Origin of the sequence: Microbacterium sp. AR7-10 (assembly GCF_001878835.1) — a bacterium.
Lineage (GTDB): Bacteria > Actinomycetota > Actinomycetes > Actinomycetales > Microbacteriaceae > Microbacterium > Microbacterium commune.
In genome coordinates this window covers 25,099-42,356 of the sequence record NZ_MJIR01000045.1, presented here as the reverse complement: position 1 = coordinate 42,356, position 17,258 = coordinate 25,099, and the positions used below count along the sequence as shown (strand labels likewise).

At 71.1% G+C, this 17,258-nt stretch carries 17 protein-coding genes and 2 pseudogenes; 11 read left to right on the top strand and 8 right to left on the bottom strand.

Features of this window, described 5'->3' with window-relative positions:
• The first annotated feature begins 97 nt into the window (after positions 1 to 97).
• Positions 98 to 1,495 (top strand): dihydrolipoyl dehydrogenase, encoded by a 1,398-nt coding sequence (gene lpdA / locus BFN01_RS05895; RefSeq protein WP_071642497.1) that lies wholly within the window; start codon positions 98 to 100, stop codon positions 1,493 to 1,495.
• A gap of 69 nt (positions 1,496 to 1,564) precedes the next feature.
• Here lpdA and BFN01_RS05890 read toward each other — a convergent pair whose 3' ends face one another.
• The 6 genes and pseudogenes from BFN01_RS05890 to BFN01_RS05870 form a co-directional block, all read right to left on the bottom strand.
• Positions 1,565 to 1,990 carry a methyltransferase domain-containing protein gene (locus tag BFN01_RS05890; protein WP_371260995.1) on the bottom strand — a complete coding sequence of 142 codons (426 nt, stop codon included), beginning with the start codon at positions 1,988 to 1,990 and terminating at the stop codon, positions 1,565 to 1,567.
• Between the two features lie 27 nt (positions 1,991 to 2,017).
• A pseudogene (locus BFN01_RS15770) lies at positions 2,018 to 2,298 on the bottom strand (hypothetical protein); the annotation flags it as partial.
• Entirely contained in the window at positions 2,288 to 3,451 is a 1,164-nt protein-coding gene (locus BFN01_RS05885) for a type III polyketide synthase (RefSeq protein WP_071642495.1), read from the bottom strand. The gene BFN01_RS05885 and the pseudogene BFN01_RS15770, both read right to left, overlap by 11 nt.
• A gap of 63 nt (positions 3,452 to 3,514) precedes the next feature.
• Complete coding sequence (locus tag BFN01_RS05880; RefSeq protein WP_071642493.1) at positions 3,515 to 4,132, bottom strand: CYTH domain-containing protein; 618 nt, start codon at positions 4,130 to 4,132, stop codon at positions 3,515 to 3,517.
• Between the two features lie 15 nt (positions 4,133 to 4,147).
• Complete coding sequence (locus tag BFN01_RS05875; RefSeq protein WP_071642491.1) at positions 4,148 to 4,363, bottom strand: response regulator; 216 nt, start codon at positions 4,361 to 4,363, stop codon at positions 4,148 to 4,150.
• 43 nt (positions 4,364 to 4,406) lie between these two features.
• The gene (locus BFN01_RS05870; RefSeq protein ID WP_071642489.1) at positions 4,407 to 4,877 is read right to left on the bottom strand and encodes an A24 family peptidase; all 471 of its coding nucleotides are present in this window, start codon (positions 4,875 to 4,877) and stop codon (positions 4,407 to 4,409) included.
• A 164-nt stretch (positions 4,878 to 5,041) separates the two neighbouring features.
• On the opposite strand from BFN01_RS05870, the gene BFN01_RS05865 reads away from it, so the two are divergent.
• The 3 genes from BFN01_RS05865 to BFN01_RS05855 are packed head-to-tail and all read left to right on the top strand — an operon-like array spanning position 5,042 to position 10,832.
• Entirely contained in the window at positions 5,042 to 5,770 is a 729-nt protein-coding gene (locus BFN01_RS05865; protein ID WP_071642487.1) for a hypothetical protein, read from the top strand.
• Complete coding sequence (locus tag BFN01_RS05860; protein ID WP_071642485.1) at positions 5,767 to 7,338, top strand: DNA polymerase Y family protein; 1,572 nt, start codon at positions 5,767 to 5,769, stop codon at positions 7,336 to 7,338. The genes BFN01_RS05865 and BFN01_RS05860 overlap by 4 nt, the downstream gene beginning before the upstream one ends.
• Positions 7,338 to 10,832: an error-prone DNA polymerase gene (locus tag BFN01_RS05855; protein WP_071642483.1), complete on the top strand. Its 3,495-nt coding sequence runs from the start codon at positions 7,338 to 7,340 to the stop codon at positions 10,830 to 10,832. Before BFN01_RS05860 ends, BFN01_RS05855 begins: the two co-directional genes overlap by 1 nt.
• An 18-nt stretch (positions 10,833 to 10,850) precedes the next feature.
• Here BFN01_RS05855 and BFN01_RS05850 read toward each other — a convergent pair whose 3' ends face one another.
• The gene (locus tag BFN01_RS05850; protein WP_071642481.1) at positions 10,851 to 11,216 is read right to left on the bottom strand and encodes a hypothetical protein; all 366 of its coding nucleotides are present in this window, start codon (positions 11,214 to 11,216) and stop codon (positions 10,851 to 10,853) included.
• Positions 11,217 to 11,293: 77 nt separating this feature from the next.
• Here BFN01_RS05850 and BFN01_RS05845 point away from each other — a divergent pair, with 77 nt between their 5' ends.
• The 7 genes and pseudogenes from BFN01_RS05845 (at position 11,294) to BFN01_RS05815 (ending at position 16,200) form a co-directional block, all read left to right on the top strand.
• On the top strand, positions 11,294 to 13,537 hold the full coding sequence (locus BFN01_RS05845; protein WP_071642479.1) for an MMPL family transporter: 2,244 nt from the start codon (positions 11,294 to 11,296) through the stop codon (positions 13,535 to 13,537).
• The gene (locus BFN01_RS05840; protein WP_071642476.1) at positions 13,534 to 13,965 is read left to right on the top strand and encodes a pyrimidine dimer DNA glycosylase/endonuclease V; all 432 of its coding nucleotides are present in this window, start codon (positions 13,534 to 13,536) and stop codon (positions 13,963 to 13,965) included. The genes BFN01_RS05845 and BFN01_RS05840 overlap by 4 nt, the downstream gene beginning before the upstream one ends.
• 55 nt (positions 13,966 to 14,020) lie before the next feature.
• Positions 14,021 to 14,446 (top strand): pyridoxamine 5'-phosphate oxidase family protein, encoded by a 426-nt coding sequence (locus tag BFN01_RS05835; protein WP_071642474.1) that lies wholly within the window; start codon positions 14,021 to 14,023, stop codon positions 14,444 to 14,446.
• 110 nt (positions 14,447 to 14,556) lie between these two features.
• Positions 14,557 to 14,817: a Rho termination factor N-terminal domain-containing protein gene (locus tag BFN01_RS05830; RefSeq protein WP_071642472.1), complete on the top strand. Its 261-nt coding sequence runs from the start codon at positions 14,557 to 14,559 to the stop codon at positions 14,815 to 14,817.
• A 42-nt stretch (positions 14,818 to 14,859) separates the two neighbouring features.
• Positions 14,860 to 15,135 (top strand): annotated as a pseudogene (locus BFN01_RS15765) (NAD(P)-binding domain-containing protein); the annotation flags it as partial.
• Positions 15,136 to 15,762: 627 nt separating this feature from the next.
• Positions 15,763 to 15,987, top strand: a complete 225-nt coding sequence (locus BFN01_RS05820; protein ID WP_071642470.1) for a hypothetical protein — start codon at positions 15,763 to 15,765, stop codon at positions 15,985 to 15,987.
• Between the two features lie 6 nt (positions 15,988 to 15,993).
• Positions 15,994 to 16,200, top strand: a complete 207-nt coding sequence (locus tag BFN01_RS05815) for a hypothetical protein (protein ID WP_071642468.1) — start codon at positions 15,994 to 15,996, stop codon at positions 16,198 to 16,200.
• Between the two features lie 379 nt (positions 16,201 to 16,579).
• On the opposite strand, the gene BFN01_RS05810 is transcribed toward BFN01_RS05815, so the two are convergent.
• Positions 16,580 to 17,086 (bottom strand): metallophosphoesterase, encoded by a 507-nt coding sequence (locus BFN01_RS05810; protein WP_071642466.1) that lies wholly within the window; start codon positions 17,084 to 17,086, stop codon positions 16,580 to 16,582.
• Between the last annotated feature and the right edge of the window lie 172 nt (positions 17,087 to 17,258).

Genomic DNA, 17,258 nt, shown 5'->3' with positions numbered 1-17,258 from the left:
GAGCGGGTGCGGGAGGAGGCCCGATACAGGCTCGCCCGCCGCTTTCTGTCGGATCCCGCGCCCGCGCCCACCGTCGCCCAGGGATTAGGCTGTGGGCATGCCACACTACGATGTCGTCATCCTCGGCGCGGGCCCGGGCGGATACGTCGCCGCCGTCCGCAGCTCCCAGCTCGGCCTGTCCACCGCGATCATCGAGGAGAAGTACTGGGGCGGTGTGTGTCTGAACGTCGGATGCATCCCCTCCAAGTCGCTCCTCAAGAACGCCGAGGTCGCCCACACATTCACGCACAAGGCCGAGTTCTTCGGCATCTCCGGTGACGTGAGCTTCGACTTCGGAGCGGCGTTCGACCGCAGCCGCAAGGTGGCGGAGACGCACGTCAAGGGCATCCACTTCCTGATGAAGAAGAACAAGGTGACCGAGTACGAGGGTCGCGGCACCTTCACCGGCCCGAAGGCGATCACCGTCGCGAAGAGCGACGGATCGTCCGAGGAGATCACCTTCGACAACGCGATCATCGCCACCGGTTCGACGGTGCGTCTGCTGCCGGGCGTCGAGCTCAGCGACAACGTCGTCACCTACGAGGAGCAGATCCTCTCGCGTGAGCTTCCCGAGTCGATCGTCATCGTCGGCGCCGGCGCCATCGGCATGGAGTTCGGCTACGTCATGACGAACTACGGCGTCAAGGTCACCATCATCGAGTTCCTCGACCGCGCCCTCCCCAACGAGGACCCCGAGGTCTCGAAGGAGATCCAGAAGCAGTACAAGAAGCTCGGCGTCGACATCCTCACCTCCACCGCGGTGAAGACCGTCACCGACAACGGCTCGTCCGTGCGCGTCACGTACGAGACCCGTGACGGCCAGCCGGGCGAGATCACCGCGGGCAAGGTGCTCATGTCGGTCGGCTTCGCACCGAACATCGAGGGCTTCGGCCTCGACAAGACCGGCGTGAAGCTCACCGAGCGCGGGGCGATCGACATCGACGACCACATGCGCACCAACGTCGAGGGCATCTACGCGATCGGCGATGTCACGGCGAAGCTGCAGCTGGCCCACGTGGCCGAGGCCCAGGGCGTCGTCGCGGCGGAGACCATCGGCAAGGCCGAGACCCAGACGCTGGGCGACTACCGGATGATGCCGCGCGCCACGTTCTGCCAGCCGCAGGTCGCGAGCTTCGGGCTCACCGAGGAGCAGGCCAAGGCCGAGGGCCGCGAGATCAAGGTCGCGAAGTTCCCGTTCAGCGCGAACGGCAAGGCCAATGGGCTGGGCGAGCCGGTCGGCTTCGTCAAGCTGATCGCCGACGCCGAGCACCTGGAGCTCATCGGCGGTCACCTGATCGGACCGGACGTGTCGGAGCTGCTGCCCGAGCTGACCCTGGCGCAGAAGTGGGACCTCACCGCCCTCGAGGCCGCACGTAACGTGCACACCCACCCGACGCTGTCGGAGGCGCTGCAGGAGGCCTTCCACGGTCTCACCGGTCACATGATCAACATGTGACATCCCGTCTCGAGAAGGGGGCCCGGTCCGCATGGACCGAGCCCCCTTCCGCGTTCGGCGGCGGCGCTGTCAGATCACGTGGCCCTCGTGCACCAGCAGCAGACGCGACGGGAAGCCGCGCTGAACCCGCCACTGCGACGGCGGCGCCTCGGCAGCCAGCTCGGCTGCGGTGTACGAGCGGCGGATGCTGATCAGCCCGTCCTCGCGGATGAACGAGTTCTTCAGCAGGGTGCCGGCGATCGGCCGGGTGAGCGCATCGAAGAGCGCGTACGCGGTGCGGCTTCGGGCGATGTCGCTGTGCACCGCGATCCCCCCGGGTGCGGTCAGACGCGCGGAGTCGTCGAGCAGGCCGGCCAGCTGGGCGGAGGTGAGATGGTGCAGCACGTGGTTGGAGAGCACGACGTCGAACTGCTCCCCCTCCGAGACGAGCTGGGCGCTCGACGCGCGGCGCCACCGCACGAGGCCGTCGTCATCGGCATCCGACGCCCAGCGCACCGCCCTCGGGTCGATGTCCGCGCCGNNTCGGCGCGGATGCCGTCTCTGCGCAGTCGCCGGGCCACGTATCTGGCGATGTCTCCCCCGCCGCAGCCGATGTCGAGCACCCGGATCCGGCCGTGCCTGGCGCGCGGGTCGATCTCTCGGCGGTGCACGCCGCTGCGCCCAGACAGGATCGCGTTGACCTGTTCGAAGCGGGCGTAGGTGCGCGCGAGCATCTCGGGGTCGGCGTCGTCGGCATCCATCCGCTCGGGCAGATCGACGGCGCGCCGACGCAGATCCACCCCGCGGCGGCGCTCAGCGCTCATCGTCGCGACCGGCGACGGTGAGCAGCGCGCTCTCTGCCGTGAGGCCGGGTCCGAACGCCATCGCGGCGACGCGCTCTCCCGACCGCGGTCCCTCGTGCTCGAGGATGCGCTGCAGCACGAACAGCACGGTGGCGCTGGACATGTTGCCGTGGGTGCGCAGGACCTCGCGGGCCGGCCGCAGCTGCGCGTCATCGAGCGCGAGACGCTCCTGCACCCGATCGAGGATGCTGCGCCCGCCGGGGTGGATCGCCCAGTGCTGGACGATCTCGCCGATGGACTGCCCGTCCAGCCGGTCGGCGATGTCGTCGTCCCCCTGCCACAGAGCGCCCAGCGCATCGTGGATGTGCATGCCGATCAGCTGCGGCACGCGCGTGGAGAGCACCATCTCGAAACCGGTGTCGCCCACCGTCCACGCCATATCGCCCTCCCCGTCCGGGATGAGTGCGGTGTGGAACGCGTCGATGACGAGACCGGGGACGGCGGTGGGCAGGCGACGAGCGGTGACGAGAGCCGCGGCAGCGCCGTCGGCGAACAGCGAGGACGCGATGATCGCGTCCGGGTCGTCCGACGAGCGCAGGTGCAGGGTGCACAGCTCCACGCTCGCGACCAGGACGACCGCGTCGGGGTCGGCCCGGCAGAACTGGGCGGCGGCGCGCAGCGCAGGCAGCGCGGCGTAGCAGCCCATGAAGCCGAGATGGTAGCGCTGCACGGCGGCGGGGAGTCCCAGCCCCCGCACGACGGCGTAGTCGGGCCCCGGGGCGTGGAAGCCGGTGCAGGACACGGTGACGACGTGCGTGATGTCGGATGCCGAGATGTCGGGGTCGGCGTCGAGGCTGCGCCGGGCGACCTCGACGAAGAGCCGGTCGGCCTCTCTGGCGTAGATGTCGTTGCGGGCGGCGGTGCCGGGCTCGAGCAGTGCTCCGGTGGTGCGATCGAGGAACTGCGGCGCGTCGATCTCCGCCGTCGGGTCGAGCTCGTCGAGCACCGTGTGTCGCGTCTCGACCCCGGCGCCGTCGAACGACGTGGCGATGAGCCGTCGAGCGAGCCGGGAGAGGCCGGGCTGCGCGGCGAACATGTCGCGGACCGTGTGCTGCTCGATTGTCGCGTCGGGTACGAGCGTCTGGATGGATCGCAGCTGCACGGCGGGGTTCATGGTGCGACCCAATCATGTCCGGCGCAGCGGATGAAAGGGGTTGCGCCGTCGACGGTGTTCGGGTCAGAGACCGAGGGCCCTGGCGAGCTTCGACCCCGACGAGGGCTCACGACCCCCGGCCGCGAACACGGCCGTCTCGACGGCGGTGAAGAAGGCCGCACGCTGAGCGGCGTCGGCCGGCGCGGCGGGTCCGAGCTCCATCTCCCACTCGCGCCATTCGCGGCGCGTGCCGGTGCGCAGGTCCGTCGCCCGCACGTGGTCGTCCACGAACTCGGCGATCACGCCGTCCGCACCCTGCAGGTAGAAGGCCGTGCGGGAGTTCTCGATGCGCGCGAGCGGGTGCAGCTCGGCATCCGTCCACTGCGCGACGGTCTCGGCGACCGCCTCGGGCATCCGGTCGGTCTCGCCGAGCGGCCAGCCCAGTTCGAGGCGTCCGTCACCCTGCCGCGGTCCTTTGATGTGCCAGCCGGCGTCGGGGCCGCCGGTGCGCCGGCGCAGGGCGACACCGTGGCGTGCGAGCGCGGCATCCGCCGTGTCGAAGTAGCGCGCGTCGAGCTCTCTCGGATCGCCGTCGCTCACCGCGACGACGCCGGGGATCCTCGACCAGTCGGGGAGGCGCGTGTCGGCATCCGCGTCGTACTTGCGCTCGACCTCGAAGGAGCGCTGCGGTTCTGCACTCACGTGCGTCGCGCGCGGTCAGTCGTCGCCGGGGCTGATGTCGTCGCCCGACTCGACGAACGAGAAGACGGCCTCGGTGGGCCCGTCGTGCTCGCCGGTATGGGACGGCTCTCCCTCGCGCCGGTAGGTGAGCTGGGTCTCGCTGTAGGGCAGGATCAGCGAATCCTGATCCGCGTCGTCGAGCGGGATGATCTGCCCGTCGAGCGGGCCGCCGTGAAGTCGTGCGATTGCCATGTGCTCACCCTATCCCCACCCGCCGACCGCACGTCCGACGCGCTCAGGCGAGCCCGATCGCCAGGACGGCCCCGATGATCATCCACGGCCCGAACGCGATGCGCGTGTGCCTGGTGGCCCGCCGGAGCGCCATCAGCACCAGGGCGTGCAGAGCACCGAGCAGGAAGGCCGCGGCGGCGCCGAGCAGGAGGTGCGACCAGCCGTGCCAGGCCAGCACCAGCCCGATCGCCGCGGCGAGCTTCACGTCGCCCCCGCCCATCCCTCGTCGCGACGAGAGCCGCAGCACGGCGAAGAACGCCCCGAGCGCGAGACCGCCCAGCAGGGAACGGGTCAGCCGCTCCCCGCTGCCCGTCGCCAGGGCCTCGATGATCAGGATCACGATCAGGGCGCCCAGCGCGGGCAGCACGATGCGGTTCGGCAGCCGGTGCGTGCGCGCATCGATCGCGATGAGCCACACGCCGACCACGGCGAGCGCGAGGTGCGCGATCAGCACGGCGACGGAGTGGGGTGTCACGCTCGCAGGCTAGGCGAAAAGCGCTGCGCGCCGTCGGGGCCTGTGGAGAACCTCGCTCACCGGGCACGACGCGGTCGAACAGGACGAGACCGGCGATGTCGGATGTCCGAATTAGCATCGCAGGACGACTTGAAGTGTTCGAAGATCTATTCGAGGATGGATGCATGGGGATCAGAACGACCGCGGCACTCTCCCCCGCCGACGAACGGGCAGGGGACATTCTGCGCCTGCGCCGCGAGATCGGCCGCATGCAGCGCCGTCGCAGCGACGACGCGCATCTGCCGATGCCGGCCGCGCTGCAGGATCTGCTGCCCCAGGGCGGGCTGCAGACGGGCGCCGTGTACTCGGTGTCGCCTTCGCCGAGCCTGGTCTTCGCGCTGATGAGTGCGCTCTCGCAGCGCGGCGGCTGGTGCGCCGCCGTCGGCATGCCCACCCTCGGCCTCGAGGCGGCGACCGCCTTCGGCATCGATCTGTCGAGGTTGATCCTCGTGCCCGAGCCCGGCGAGCGCTGGCTCGCCGTCGTCTCGGCGCTGGCCGAGGTGGTGCCGCTGATCGCGATGAATCCCGGTTCCCGCGTGCGGGATGCCGATGCCGCACGCCTCGCGGCCCGATTGCGCGACCGCGGCTGCACGCTGCTCACCACCTCGCCCTGGCCGCAGGGCGAGGGGCTGATCACCCTGCACGACCCGCACTGGGAGGGGCTCGGCGAGGGGTGGGGGCTGCTGTCGGATCGCACGGTGACGGTGACCGCGCAGACCCGCTCCACGCCGGTGCCGAAGAGCCTGCGGGTGCGGCTGCCCGACGATCTCGGGCGCATCGACACCGCAGCCGAGCCCGCGCTCGATCCGCGTGAGGCGCTGCCCAGCCACCCGAGCTGGGCGGTGGCGTCATGAGTGCGTCCGAGCCCACCCCGAGCGAGGCGATGCGCGTGCACGTGCTGTGGTTCCCCGACTGGCCGCTGCGGGCCGCGCTGGGCACCGCTCCCCCGCATCCGCCCACCGCTCTCGTGCGCGCCGGCGTCGTCTCGGCGTGCACCGACTCCGCCCGGGCGCACGGCGTGCGGGTCGGGCAGCGCAAGCGGCAGGCGCAGAGCAGCCTGCCGTCGCTGCGGATCCTGCCGCACGACGAGACGGCGGACGAGCGCGCCTTCCTGCCCGTGCTGCGGCTGATCGAGGCGCACGCACCCGGCGTGCATCTGCTGCGCCCAGGGCTCGCCGCGCTGCGCTCCCGGGGCATCTCCCGCTACCACGACGGCGAGGTGGGCGCGGCAGCAGCTCTCGTGCGGATGCTCGCGGATGCCGGATTCGGCGACGTGCGCATCGGCGTGGGCGACGGCATGTTCACCGCCGAGCTCGCCGCGCGTGCGGCTCGGCCCGGTGGCGACGGGGCCGAGCCATGGGCGGTGATCCCGCCGGGGTCGTCCCGCGAGTTCCTCGCCCCGCTCCCCCTGCACGTGCTCGGCGAGCCCGACCTCGCCGACCTGCTGCGGCGGCTGGGGGTGTCGACCCTCGGCGAGTTCGCCGCACTCGACGCCCTGTCGGTGCGCTCGCGGTTCGGCGAGCACGGGGCGCGGCTGCACGACCTGGCATCCGGAGCCGACTCCCGGCCGCTCACGCCCCGCCCGCCCGACCCGCAGCTGGCGCGCGAGATGCAGTTCGAGACCCCGCTCGGGCAGTCCGACCAGATCGCGTTCGCCGTGCGGCAGACGGCGGATGCCGTGCTGCTCGCGCTGGCCGACGTCTCGGCCGTGTGCACCGAGGTGCGCATCGACCTCACCGACGACGACGGGGCGGTCTTCTCACGCAGCTGGCTGCATCCGACCTGCTTCGACGCCGGCGACCTGGTCGACCGGGTGCGCTGGCAGCTCGAGACGATCGTCGACGACGCGCCAGACGATGCCGCGCACGCCTTCCGCGGCATCGTCGGGGTGCGGCTCGCTCCGGTCGCCGTCGACGACGCCGCCCATCATCAGCCCGGTCTGTTCGGCTCGGGCACCGACGAGCGGCTGCACCATGCCGTCTCGCGTGTGCAGACGCTGCTCGGGCACCGCGGGGTGAGCACGGCGGCGATGGCGGGCGGGCGGATGCTGGCCGACCGTCAGGTGCTCACGCCGTGGGGCGAGCGGCCTCTCGTGCAGCGCGATCCCTCGCAGCCGTGGCCGGGCAGCCTGCCGGATCCGCTGCCGACCGAGGTGTACACGCCCATGCGCCCGGTGCGGGTGAGCGGTGCGATGGGCGCCGAGATCCGCATCGACGAGCGCGGTGCCCTGTCGACACCGCCCGCGCTGATCGAAGACAGCGAGGTGGTCGGCTGGGCGGGCCCGTGGCCGGTGCACGAGCACCGGTGGGATGCCGAGCGCGCCCGCTCGGGGCATCGCTTCCAGCTGCTCGATGCTGGGCACCGCGCCTGGCTGGTGTTCCATTCCTCAGGCGGCTGGTGGGCCGAGGGGCGGTACCGCTGATGGGCTTCAGCAACCCGCCGCAGACCTGGAAGGACCTCGAGCGCACCCTCAACATCGACGGCCCTGCTCCGGTGCAGGGCGAGCCGGTGCGTCCTCGTGCCGATCCGGGTCCGGTGAGCCGACGTCGCCGCACGTCGGCTCTTCTCGGGGTGCAGCGGCCGACCGATGCCGTGCCCTACGCCGAGCTGCACGCGCACTCGTGGTACTCGTTCCTCGACGGCGCCTCCTCATCCGAAGACCTGCTGGCCGAGGCCGAGCGGCTGGGCCTCAGTGCCCTCGCGATCACCGATCACGACGGCTTCTACGGGGCATCGCGCTTCGCCGAGGTGGCCGAGGCGATGGATGCCGGGGTGCAGACCGTGTACGGCGCCGAGCTCTCGCTCGGCATCGCCGATGACCCGCCTGGTGCCCGATCCCGCGTCCGGGCCGGCACCCCCGACCCGGAGGGCGATCATCTGCTCGTGCTGGCCCGCGGCGCCGAGGGCTATCACCGCCTCTCCGGAGCCATCTCCGCCGCGCAGCTGCGCGGTGGCGAGAAGGGCCGTCCGGTGTACGACCTCGATGAGCTGGCCGCGCGGGCGGACGGGCACTGGACGGTGCTGAGCGGATGCCGCAAGGGAGCCGTGCGCCGCGGCCTGGAGGCCGGAGACGCCCGGGCCCCGCTGCAGCGGCTCGTCGACCTGTTCGGGCACGACCGGGTGGCGGTGGAGCTGTTCGATCACGGCGATCCGCTCGACACCCGCCGCAACGACGCCCTCGCCGATCTCGCCGCGCGCATGCGACTGCCGGTGGTGGCGACGAGCAACGCGCACTACGCCTCACCCCAGACCGCCCGTCTGGCCGAGGCGGTGGCCGCCGTGCGGGCGGTGCGCAGCATGGACGACCTCGATGGCTGGCTGCCCGCGCACGGCGGGGCGCATCTGCGCAGCGGCGCCGAGATGGCGGCGCGGTTCCGCCGCTACCCCGGCGCGATCGAGCACGGACTGCGGCTGGCATCCGAGTGCGCCTTCCCGCTGCGATCCGCCCGCCCCGCGCTGCCGAAGCAGGAGGTGCCCGACGGGCACACGCCGATGACGTGGCTGCGCCACCTCGTGTGGCACGCGGTTCCCGAACGGTATCCGCGTCTCGACGCGGCAGGACGCGCCAGGATCGAGCGCGAGCTCGATGTCATCGACGAGAAGGACTTCCCCGGCTACTTCCTCATCGTGCACGGCATCGTGCAGGAGGCCAGGCGCCGGGGCATCCTGTGCCAGGGGCGGGGGTCGGCCGCGGCGAGCGCGGTCTGCTATCTGCTGGGCATCACCGCGGTCGATCCGATCCTGTACGGGCTGCCGTTCGAGCGCTTCCTCGCGACCACCCGCACCGAGGAGCCCGACATCGACGTGGATTTCGACTCCGACCGCCGTGAGGAGATCATCCAGTGGGTGTACGAGACCTACGGCCGCGAGCGCGCCGCCCAGGTCGCGAACGTGATCCAGTATCGACCGAAGAACGCCGTGCGCGACATGGCGCGGGCGCTGGGATACTCCCCCGGTCAGCAGGATGCCTGGTCGAAGCAGGTCGACGGGTGGAGCTCGGGACTGCAGCCGGTGGAGGGCCACGACATCCCCGACGACGTGCTGGGCTACGCCGATGACCTGCTGCGAGCGCCGCGGCATCTCGGCATCCACTCCGGCGGGATGGTGCTCACCGACCGCCCGGTCGGCGAGGTGGTGCCGGTCGAGCACGCCCGGATGGAGAAGCGCACGGTGATCCAGTGGGACAAGGACGACGCGGCGTCGATGGGGCTGGTGAAGTTCGACCTGCTGGGGCTCGGGATGCTCGCAGCTCTCCAGCACTGCTTCGACCTCATCCGGGCATCCACCGGTGAGCACTGGACGCTCGAGACGATCCCTAAGGAGGAGCCGGGGGTGTACGACATGCTCTGCCGGGCCGATTCGATCGGGGTGTTCCAGGTCGAGTCGCGCGCGCAGATGGGGCTGCTGCCCCGGCTGCAGCCGCGCTGCTTCTACGATCTCGCCATCCAGATCGCTCTCATCCGCCCCGGTCCCATCCAGGGCGGGGCGGTGCATCCGTTCGTGCGCCGCAAGCTCGAGAAGGACAGGGTGGATGCCGAGAACCGCGAGCGGCTGCGTCGGGGCGAGCAGCCGGTGCCGTTCGATATCCCCTATCCGCACCGCGACCTGGAGCCGATCCTGAAGCGCACGCTGGGGGTGCCGATCTTCCAGGAGCAGCTGATCCAGATGGCCACCGCGATCGGCGACTGCACCGCCGACGAGGCGGACCTGCTGCGCCGGGCGATGGGATCGAAGCGCGGGCTGGAGAAGATCGAGAAGGTCAGAGCGAAGCTGTACGCGGGGATGAGCAGGCGAGGTCTGAGCGCGGAGGTCTCGGATCGCATCTACGCGCAGATCCAGGCGTTCTCGAACTTCGGCTTCGCCGAATCGCATTCGCTGTCGTTCGCACTGCTGGTCTACGCCAGCTCGTGGATCAAGCTGCACTACCCGGCGGCGTTCCTGGCAGGGCTCCTTCGGGCGCAGCCCATGGGGTTCTACTCTGCGGCCTCCCTCACCGCGGATGCCCGCCACCACGGCGTGCAGGTGCGCCGACCCGACCTGCATGCCTCCGGGGTGATGGACGGGCTCGAGCCGATCGATGCGGACGCGGGTTCAGACGGCGACGCGGGGCCGACCGGCAGGGAGTCCTGTGCGGCGTTCGACCAGCCGGCCCCTCTGCGGTTCGACATCTCCGCCCCGGATGAGTCGGCCGAGCACCGCCGCGACGGCCGGTTCGCCGTGCGACTCGGCCTCTCCGGGGTGCGCGGGATCGGGGTGAAGCTGGCAGAGCGGATCGTGGCGTCGCGCGCCGAGCACGGCCCCTTCCGCGACCTGCACGATCTGGTGCGTCGCACCGACGCGACGACGGCGCAGATCGAGGCGCTGGCGACGGCCGGGGCCGTCGAGTGCCTGGGGCTGAGCAGACGCGAGGCCATCTGGCTGGCGGGCGCCGCAGCCGAAGACCGGGCGCGCTTCCTGCCCGGCACTGCCCTGTCGGTGCAGCCTCCGCTGTTCTCCGATCAGTCCGGCTACGAGCGGCTGGCAGCCGACCTGTGGGCGACGGGCGTCTCGATCGACGATCACCCGATGTCGCACCTGCGGGCCGCACTCGACGAACGGGGTGTGCTGACCTCCGCCCGGCTGCGCACCCACGAGACGGGACGGCGCATCGAGGTCGCCGGAGTGGTCACGCATCGCCAGCGCCCGGCGACGGCCAGCGGCGTCACCTTCCTGAACCTGGAGGACGAGCACGGGCTGGTGAACATCATCTGCACGACGGGCGTCTGGGCCCGCTACCGTCGGGTGGCCCGCGACTCCCCCGCGCTCATCGTCCGAGGGCTCCTGGAGCGCTCCCCGGAAGGCGTCACGAACGTGCTCGCCGATGCGTTCGAAGACCTGCGCACCGGCCTCGCGCACCGCTCGCGGGACTTCCGCTGAGCGTGCGCTCCATGCCCATCACCAGAACCGCTCGGGAGCCTCGGCGGGCTGTCTGTCGGCACCGCCCCAGCGATCGGACTCCGCCTTGGCCGCGGCAGCTGCGGCATCCGCCTCACTGAGCGCCTCCTCGGCCGCCGAGGCCGCATCCGAGAACCCGACGACGAGTACCGTGCGCGGCTCACGCGCCGTCTCGGTCACGCGGCAGTCGCGTACGACCGCTCGCCAGATGTCGAGCTGTTCGCGCGTCGTGTCTCGCACCTCGTACTGGATGCCCCGGTCGAGGTCGCGCACGGCGATGACCGTCCCGTCGGCGGCCTGAGCGATCTCGACGTGATTGCCTCTCGGCACCGGAGCGGATGCCGCGATGACGAGTGTTCTCTGCATGCCCTCATGCTAGGCCTGTCAAGTCCTCGGTCGACCTTTCTCCTGCCCGGTACCGTTGTTCTGACGAGAGGACCCCGATGAACACGCGAGCGCAGCTCCGCCAGCAGCAGCAGCAGAAGAAGAAGCCGAAGACGCTGTTGCGCGTACTGATCTCGTCCGCGCTCATCCTCCTCTGGCTCACCGGCGCGGGGCTCGGCGGACCGCTGTTCGGCAAGATCGACGAGGTCTCCTCGAACGACCGCACGGCCTACCTGCCCGACTCGGCCGACGCGACCGAGGTGCAGTCCGCGCTCGACGATTTCCTCGGCTCCGATTCGATCCCGGCGGTGGTGGTCTTCGACTCCGACGACGAGATCGACGACGCACTGCGGGACGACCTGGCATCCGCGCTCGAGGATGCGACGACCGCCGAGGGTGTGAAAGACGGCTCCTCCCCCGTGATCGTCTCCGACGATGGCCTCGCCGCACAGGCGTTCGTGCCGATCGACGCCGACGCCGACATCGGCGAGATCTCGACCGCGCTGTCGACCGACCTGCGCGAGAGCGTGCCCGACGGCGTCGACGTGTACATCACCGGGCCCGCCGGCTTCACCGCCGATCTCGTCGCCGGATTCGCCGGCATCGACGGCATCCTCCTGCTCGTCGCCCTCGCAGCCGTGCTCGTCATCCTCGTGATCGTGTACCGCTCGCTGCTGCTGCCCGTGGTCGTGCTCAGCACCAGCCTGTTCGCGCTGTGCGTGGCGCTGCTGGTCGTGTGGTGGGCGGCGAAGCTCGGCATCCTGCTGCTGAGCGGTCAGACCCAGGGCATCCTGTTCATCCTCGTCATCGGCGCCGCGACGGATTATTCGCTGCTGATGGTCGCGCGCTTCCGGGAAGAGCTGCAGATCACCGAGAACCGGTGGACGGCTGTGGCTTCGGCCTGGCGCGGTTCGTTCGAGCCGATCCTCGCCTCGGGCGGCACCGTGATCGCTGGCCTGCTGTGCCTGCTGCTGAGCGACCTGAAGTCGAACAGCACGCTGGGCCCGGTGGCGGCGATCGGCATCGTCTTCGCGATGCTCGCCGCGCTCACGCTGCTTCCCGCCCTGCTCGGTCTGTTCGGCCGGGCGGCGTTCTGGCCCAGGCGTCCGAAGTACGAGCCCCGGCGGGTCGCCGACGCGAGCCCGCTGGAGGGACGCGGCCTGTGGCCGCGACTCGCGCGCAGCATCCGGCGGCGCCCTCGCCTGATCTGGATCTCCACGGCCATCGTGCTGGCGATCGCCGCGGTGGGCCTCGTGCAGCTGGATGCCAAGGGTGTGCCGCAGTCCGATCTCGTGCTCGGCGCCTCGGAGGCGCGCGACGGCCAGAAGGTGCTCGGCGAGCACTTCCCCGGCGGGTCGGGCAGCCCCGCGTACGTGCTCGTCGACGAGAGCCGGCTGCAGGATGCCGCCGACGTGCTGCTCGCCGATGACGGCGTCGACGGCGTCAGCGTGACCGCCGAGGACTCCCCGTCGGGCAGCGCTCCGGTCACCGAGGACGGCATCACCGCGTTCGGCCCTCCCGGCACCCCCGCACCCGAGCCGACGGTCGTCGACGGGCGCGTGCTGCTGCAGGGCACGCTCACCGACGCCGCCGACTCGGCGGATGCCGAGGCGACGGTCGACCGCCTGCGCGGTGAGCTCGACGGGACCGGCGCCAAGGTCGGCGGCGTGACGGCCACCGCGGTCGACACGAACACGGCGTCGATCCACGACCGCAACCTGATCATCCCGGTGATCCTCGTCGTGATCCTCGTGATCCTCATGCTGCTGCTGCGGTCGATCCTCGCCCCCGTGCTGCTGATCCTGACCACCGTTCTGTCGTTCGGCTCGGCGATGGGCGTGGCCGCACTGCTGTTCAACGGCGTCTTCCAGTTCCCGGGCGCCGACCCGGCGGTGCCGCTGTTCGGCTTCGTGTTCCTCGTGGCGCTGGGCATTGACTACAACATCTTCCTGATGACCCGGGTGCGCGAGGAGTCGACGCGTCACGGCACACGCGAGGGCATCCTGCGCGGGCTCGCGGTGACCGGGGGCGTGATCACCTCCGCCGGGCTCGTGCTGGCGGCGACGTTCGCGGCGCTGTCGGTGATCCCCATCCTGTTCCTCGTGCAGCTGGCGTTCATCGTCGCCTTCGGCGTGCTGCTCGACACGTTCGTCGTGCGCTCGCTGCTCGTGCCGGCACTCAGCTACGACATCGGGCGGGCGATCTGGTGGCCGTCGAAGCTCAGCAGGAGGGATGCCGAGCCGACGGCGGCGCCCGTGGCCGTGCCGGCCGCCGCGAGCTCGGAGGACTCGGGCCGCGGGTGAGGATCTGGTCGCTGCACCCCGCGCACCTCGATCGGGCAGCTCTCGTCGCCTGCTGGCGCGAGACGCTGCTCGCGCAGGCGGTGCTCGCGGGGCGCACGAAGGGGTACACCAGGCATCCGCAGCTCGAGCGGTTCCGCGCGCAGGCCGACCCGCTCGCATCGATCGGGGCGTACCTGTCATCCGTCGCGGATGAGGCGGATGCGCGCGGCTACCGCTTCGATCGCACGCGAATCCTGCGTCCCGGCTCGGCCGTGCTCGTCATCCCGGTGACCGAAGGACAGCTGGCGCTGGAGTGGCAGCATCTGGGTGCGAAGCTCGAGCAGCGCAGCCCGTCCGACGCGACCCGCTGGCGTGCGGCGACGCCCACCCCGCATCCCCTCTTCACCGTCGTGGCCGGCGGTGTGGAGCCGTGGGAGCGGGCCGTCTGACGCCGCGGTCGAAGAACCCCTCGCCGTGGGGCGGCGACGAGCGTACCGTCGAGATATGACCATCGACGCATCGGATCGCGCGGCCGTCGCGCACTTCGTCCGTGTGTGCGGATCGGGCGTGGTGGCCACGGTCGGACGTGACGGTGCGCCCCAGGTCGCCCACATCGCGCTCACCGCCACAGACGAGGGCGTGCTCGTCTTCGATGCGGCGAGCGATTCACGGGAGGCGCGCAGCATCCGCGAGCGCCCGCACGTCGCCGTGGCGGTCACCGGAGCGGACACGTCGGTGCAGCTCGAAGGCCGCGCCCGCATCACCCGCGATGAGGAGCGGTGGCGGCTGGGTGAGGCGTGCAGCGAGCGCTTCCCCGGCTCACGGGCGCTGGATGCCGGGTTCGAGATCATCGCCGTCGACGTGCACGGGGTGCGAATCCACGACGCGAGCGAGCATCCGCCGCGCGTCATCGACGCAGCCTGGACCTGAGGCGACGAGCCCGGCCGGGTTCGTGTCAAGGCCGTTCGATCGGTCCAGCGCCGTGGGTATGGTCTCCTCGAGTCGCAGTGAGCGACGTCCGACGACCCGAGGAGGCGGCCATGCCGGGCCAACCAGAGCTCAAGGACGAAGAGCTGTACGAGAAGCTGCGCGACGACGGCGCATCGAAGGAGAAGGCGGCGCGCATCTCGAACGCCGCCGCCCGCGACGGCCGCTCGGCGGTCGGGCGCCGCGGGGGAAGGTCGGGTGACTACGACGACTGGACGGTGGCCGAGCTGCGCAAGCGCGCGAAGGAGCTCGGCCTCGAGGGGTACTCCCGCAAGCGCAAGGCCGAGCTCATCGCCATGCTGCGCGAGCACTGAGCGCTCGGCGCCGGCGCCGTCGGGCGGCCGTACGATGGCGGGGTGACTGTCACATCCCCCATCCGGACGCTCGGCATCATCGGCGCCGGTCGGCTGGGACGGGTGCTGGCGGCACTCGCGGTCGCTGCCGGCTACCGGGTGGTCGTCGCGCGATCAGGCGATCCCGCGCCCATCGCCCGCGCGATCACGGCGATCGGGGCGGAGGCGGTGACCGTCTCCGACCTCGTGGCCGTGTCGGATGCCGTCGTACTGGCGCTTCCGCTCGGCCGCTACCGAACGCTGCCGGCTGAGAAAATGCGCGGCACGCTGGTCATCGACGCGATGAACTACTGGTGGGGCGCCGACGGAGATCGGCCCGACCTCGACGACCCGCGCACCTCGACGAGCGAGCTCGTTCAGCGGCACCTGGCCGGTGCGCGCGTCGTGAAGGGGCTGGGGCACATGGGGTACCACGACGTGGAGGATGAGGCGCGCCCCGCCGGGGCGCCCGGGCGCAAGGCCATCGCGATCGCCGGGGACGCGGCCGCCGACCTGGATGCCGTGTCTCGACTGATCGATGATCTGGGCTTCGATCCCGTGATCGCCGGGCCGCTGGCATCCGGCATCATGCTCGAGCCCGGAGCCGACGCGTTCGGCGCAGACGTCGGCGCTGAGGAGCTGCGCGAGATTCTCGCCGGATTCGACACGTCCAGGCGCGGCCTCGTCGTCGCACGCGCGAGGCGCGCCGCGTCGTCCTGACGGGTCGCCGCGGCGACCGTGCCGGGCCGGGGCAGCGCGTCGACCGTGTCGGGCCGGGTCAGCGCGTCGACCGTGTCGGGCCGGGTCGCCGCCCGCCGGGCATCCGTCACCGCGCGCTCCCGGCGTGGCCACCGCAGGGAGGCGCCGACCTGCGACGGGGACCCGTGCCGGTGCGCGCTCTGCTCGAGAAGGTGCACCCACCACAGGATGATCGCGAACGCGATCGCCTCGAAGACCGTCAGCGAGATGACCTCGGCCTTCAACGCCGCGAGCGCGACGATCATCGTGACCGCGCTGATCATCGTCGCGCGGCGCAGCGCCCCCTCGAGCTGCCACAGCAGAACACGGTGCGAGAGCAGCAGGACGGCGAACGACAGCACGGCGCCGTTGGTGGCGCGCTCGTGGGCGATCGGATCCACCGACAGCGGGTAGGCGCCGATGGCGAGCAGGCTGATGCCGAGGCCGGCGATCGCCGGGGGCATCACGCGCATCGCGATGCGCGAGCGCAGGGCGAACGGCATCACGCCGGTCAGGCGGATCCTCAGCATCCACGATGAACCGGCGATGATCGCGCCGCTGGCGACGAGTCCGCCGTTGAAGGCGAAGCTGGAGAAGTCGCCCATCATGCCGAGTCGACTGAAGTAGAGGTGCCACCAGTCCGGATCGGTGGTGGTCGTCATCGAGACGAGGATGCAGCCGCACAGCAGCAGAGCAGCGCACAGCACCCAGGTGAGCCGAGGTACCCGGTCGACGATGTCCGCGTCGTCCTGTTCGCGCACCGGTGCGCCGCCCAGCACGATCACCGGTTCTGCTCGCAGTGTCTGCGCAGTCATGCATCCGCCCCATCCCCGCGCGTATGGGTCGGACAAGGCAGTTGCCGCCGGGGGCGCGGACTCGCACGCGGCGCCGCTGAGGCTATCCGCTCCTCGAAGCCTATTGGGCGCAGCGGAAAATCGTGCATCGATTCATCCGTATATGACTGCTCGAGCGGAACGACGCGATCGCGGACCGATCGTCGGGAAGGTCAGCGGGAGCGATCCACCGGAACCAGGCTGACCTCGAGCACGCCGGCGTGGGCCCGGGCCGTCATCATCGTGCACACGGGCTGACGGCGACGATCGGTGGGCGAGCCGGGGTTGAGCAGCCGCATACCGGCGGGTGTCTCGGTGTCCCACGGGATGTGCGAATGGCCGAAGACCAGCACATCGGTGTCGGGGAAGAGCTCGTCCATGCGCTCCTCGCGCCGCCGTGCTGGGCCGGTCTCGTGGATGACCGCGAACCGGAGGCCGTCGACGGTGAACCGGGCGGCCTCGGGCAGCCGTCGGCGCAGCTCCGGCCCGTCGTTGTTGCCGTACACGCCGTGGAATCTGCGGGATCGCGATGCGACGAGGTCGAGCGTCGGCGCATCGACCCAGTCCCCCGCGTGCACGACCACGTCGGCGGCCTCGATCGCCTCCAGGACGGCCGTGGGAAGACGCCTGGCGCGAGCCGGGATGTGCGTGTCGGCGAGCAGCAGGAGAGAGGTCGACATAGGGCTGCCAGTATCGCATCCACCGGCTCAGCACGTCAGATGCACCGTTTCGTGCGCAGCGGAGCCACCGGGCGACGCGAAGCCATTGCGACAGCGGTTACACTTGTCACCGCAAGGGGAGTACTCCCGCGCGGTGGCTCGTCACCACGGATGCACTCGCATCCCGGACCAC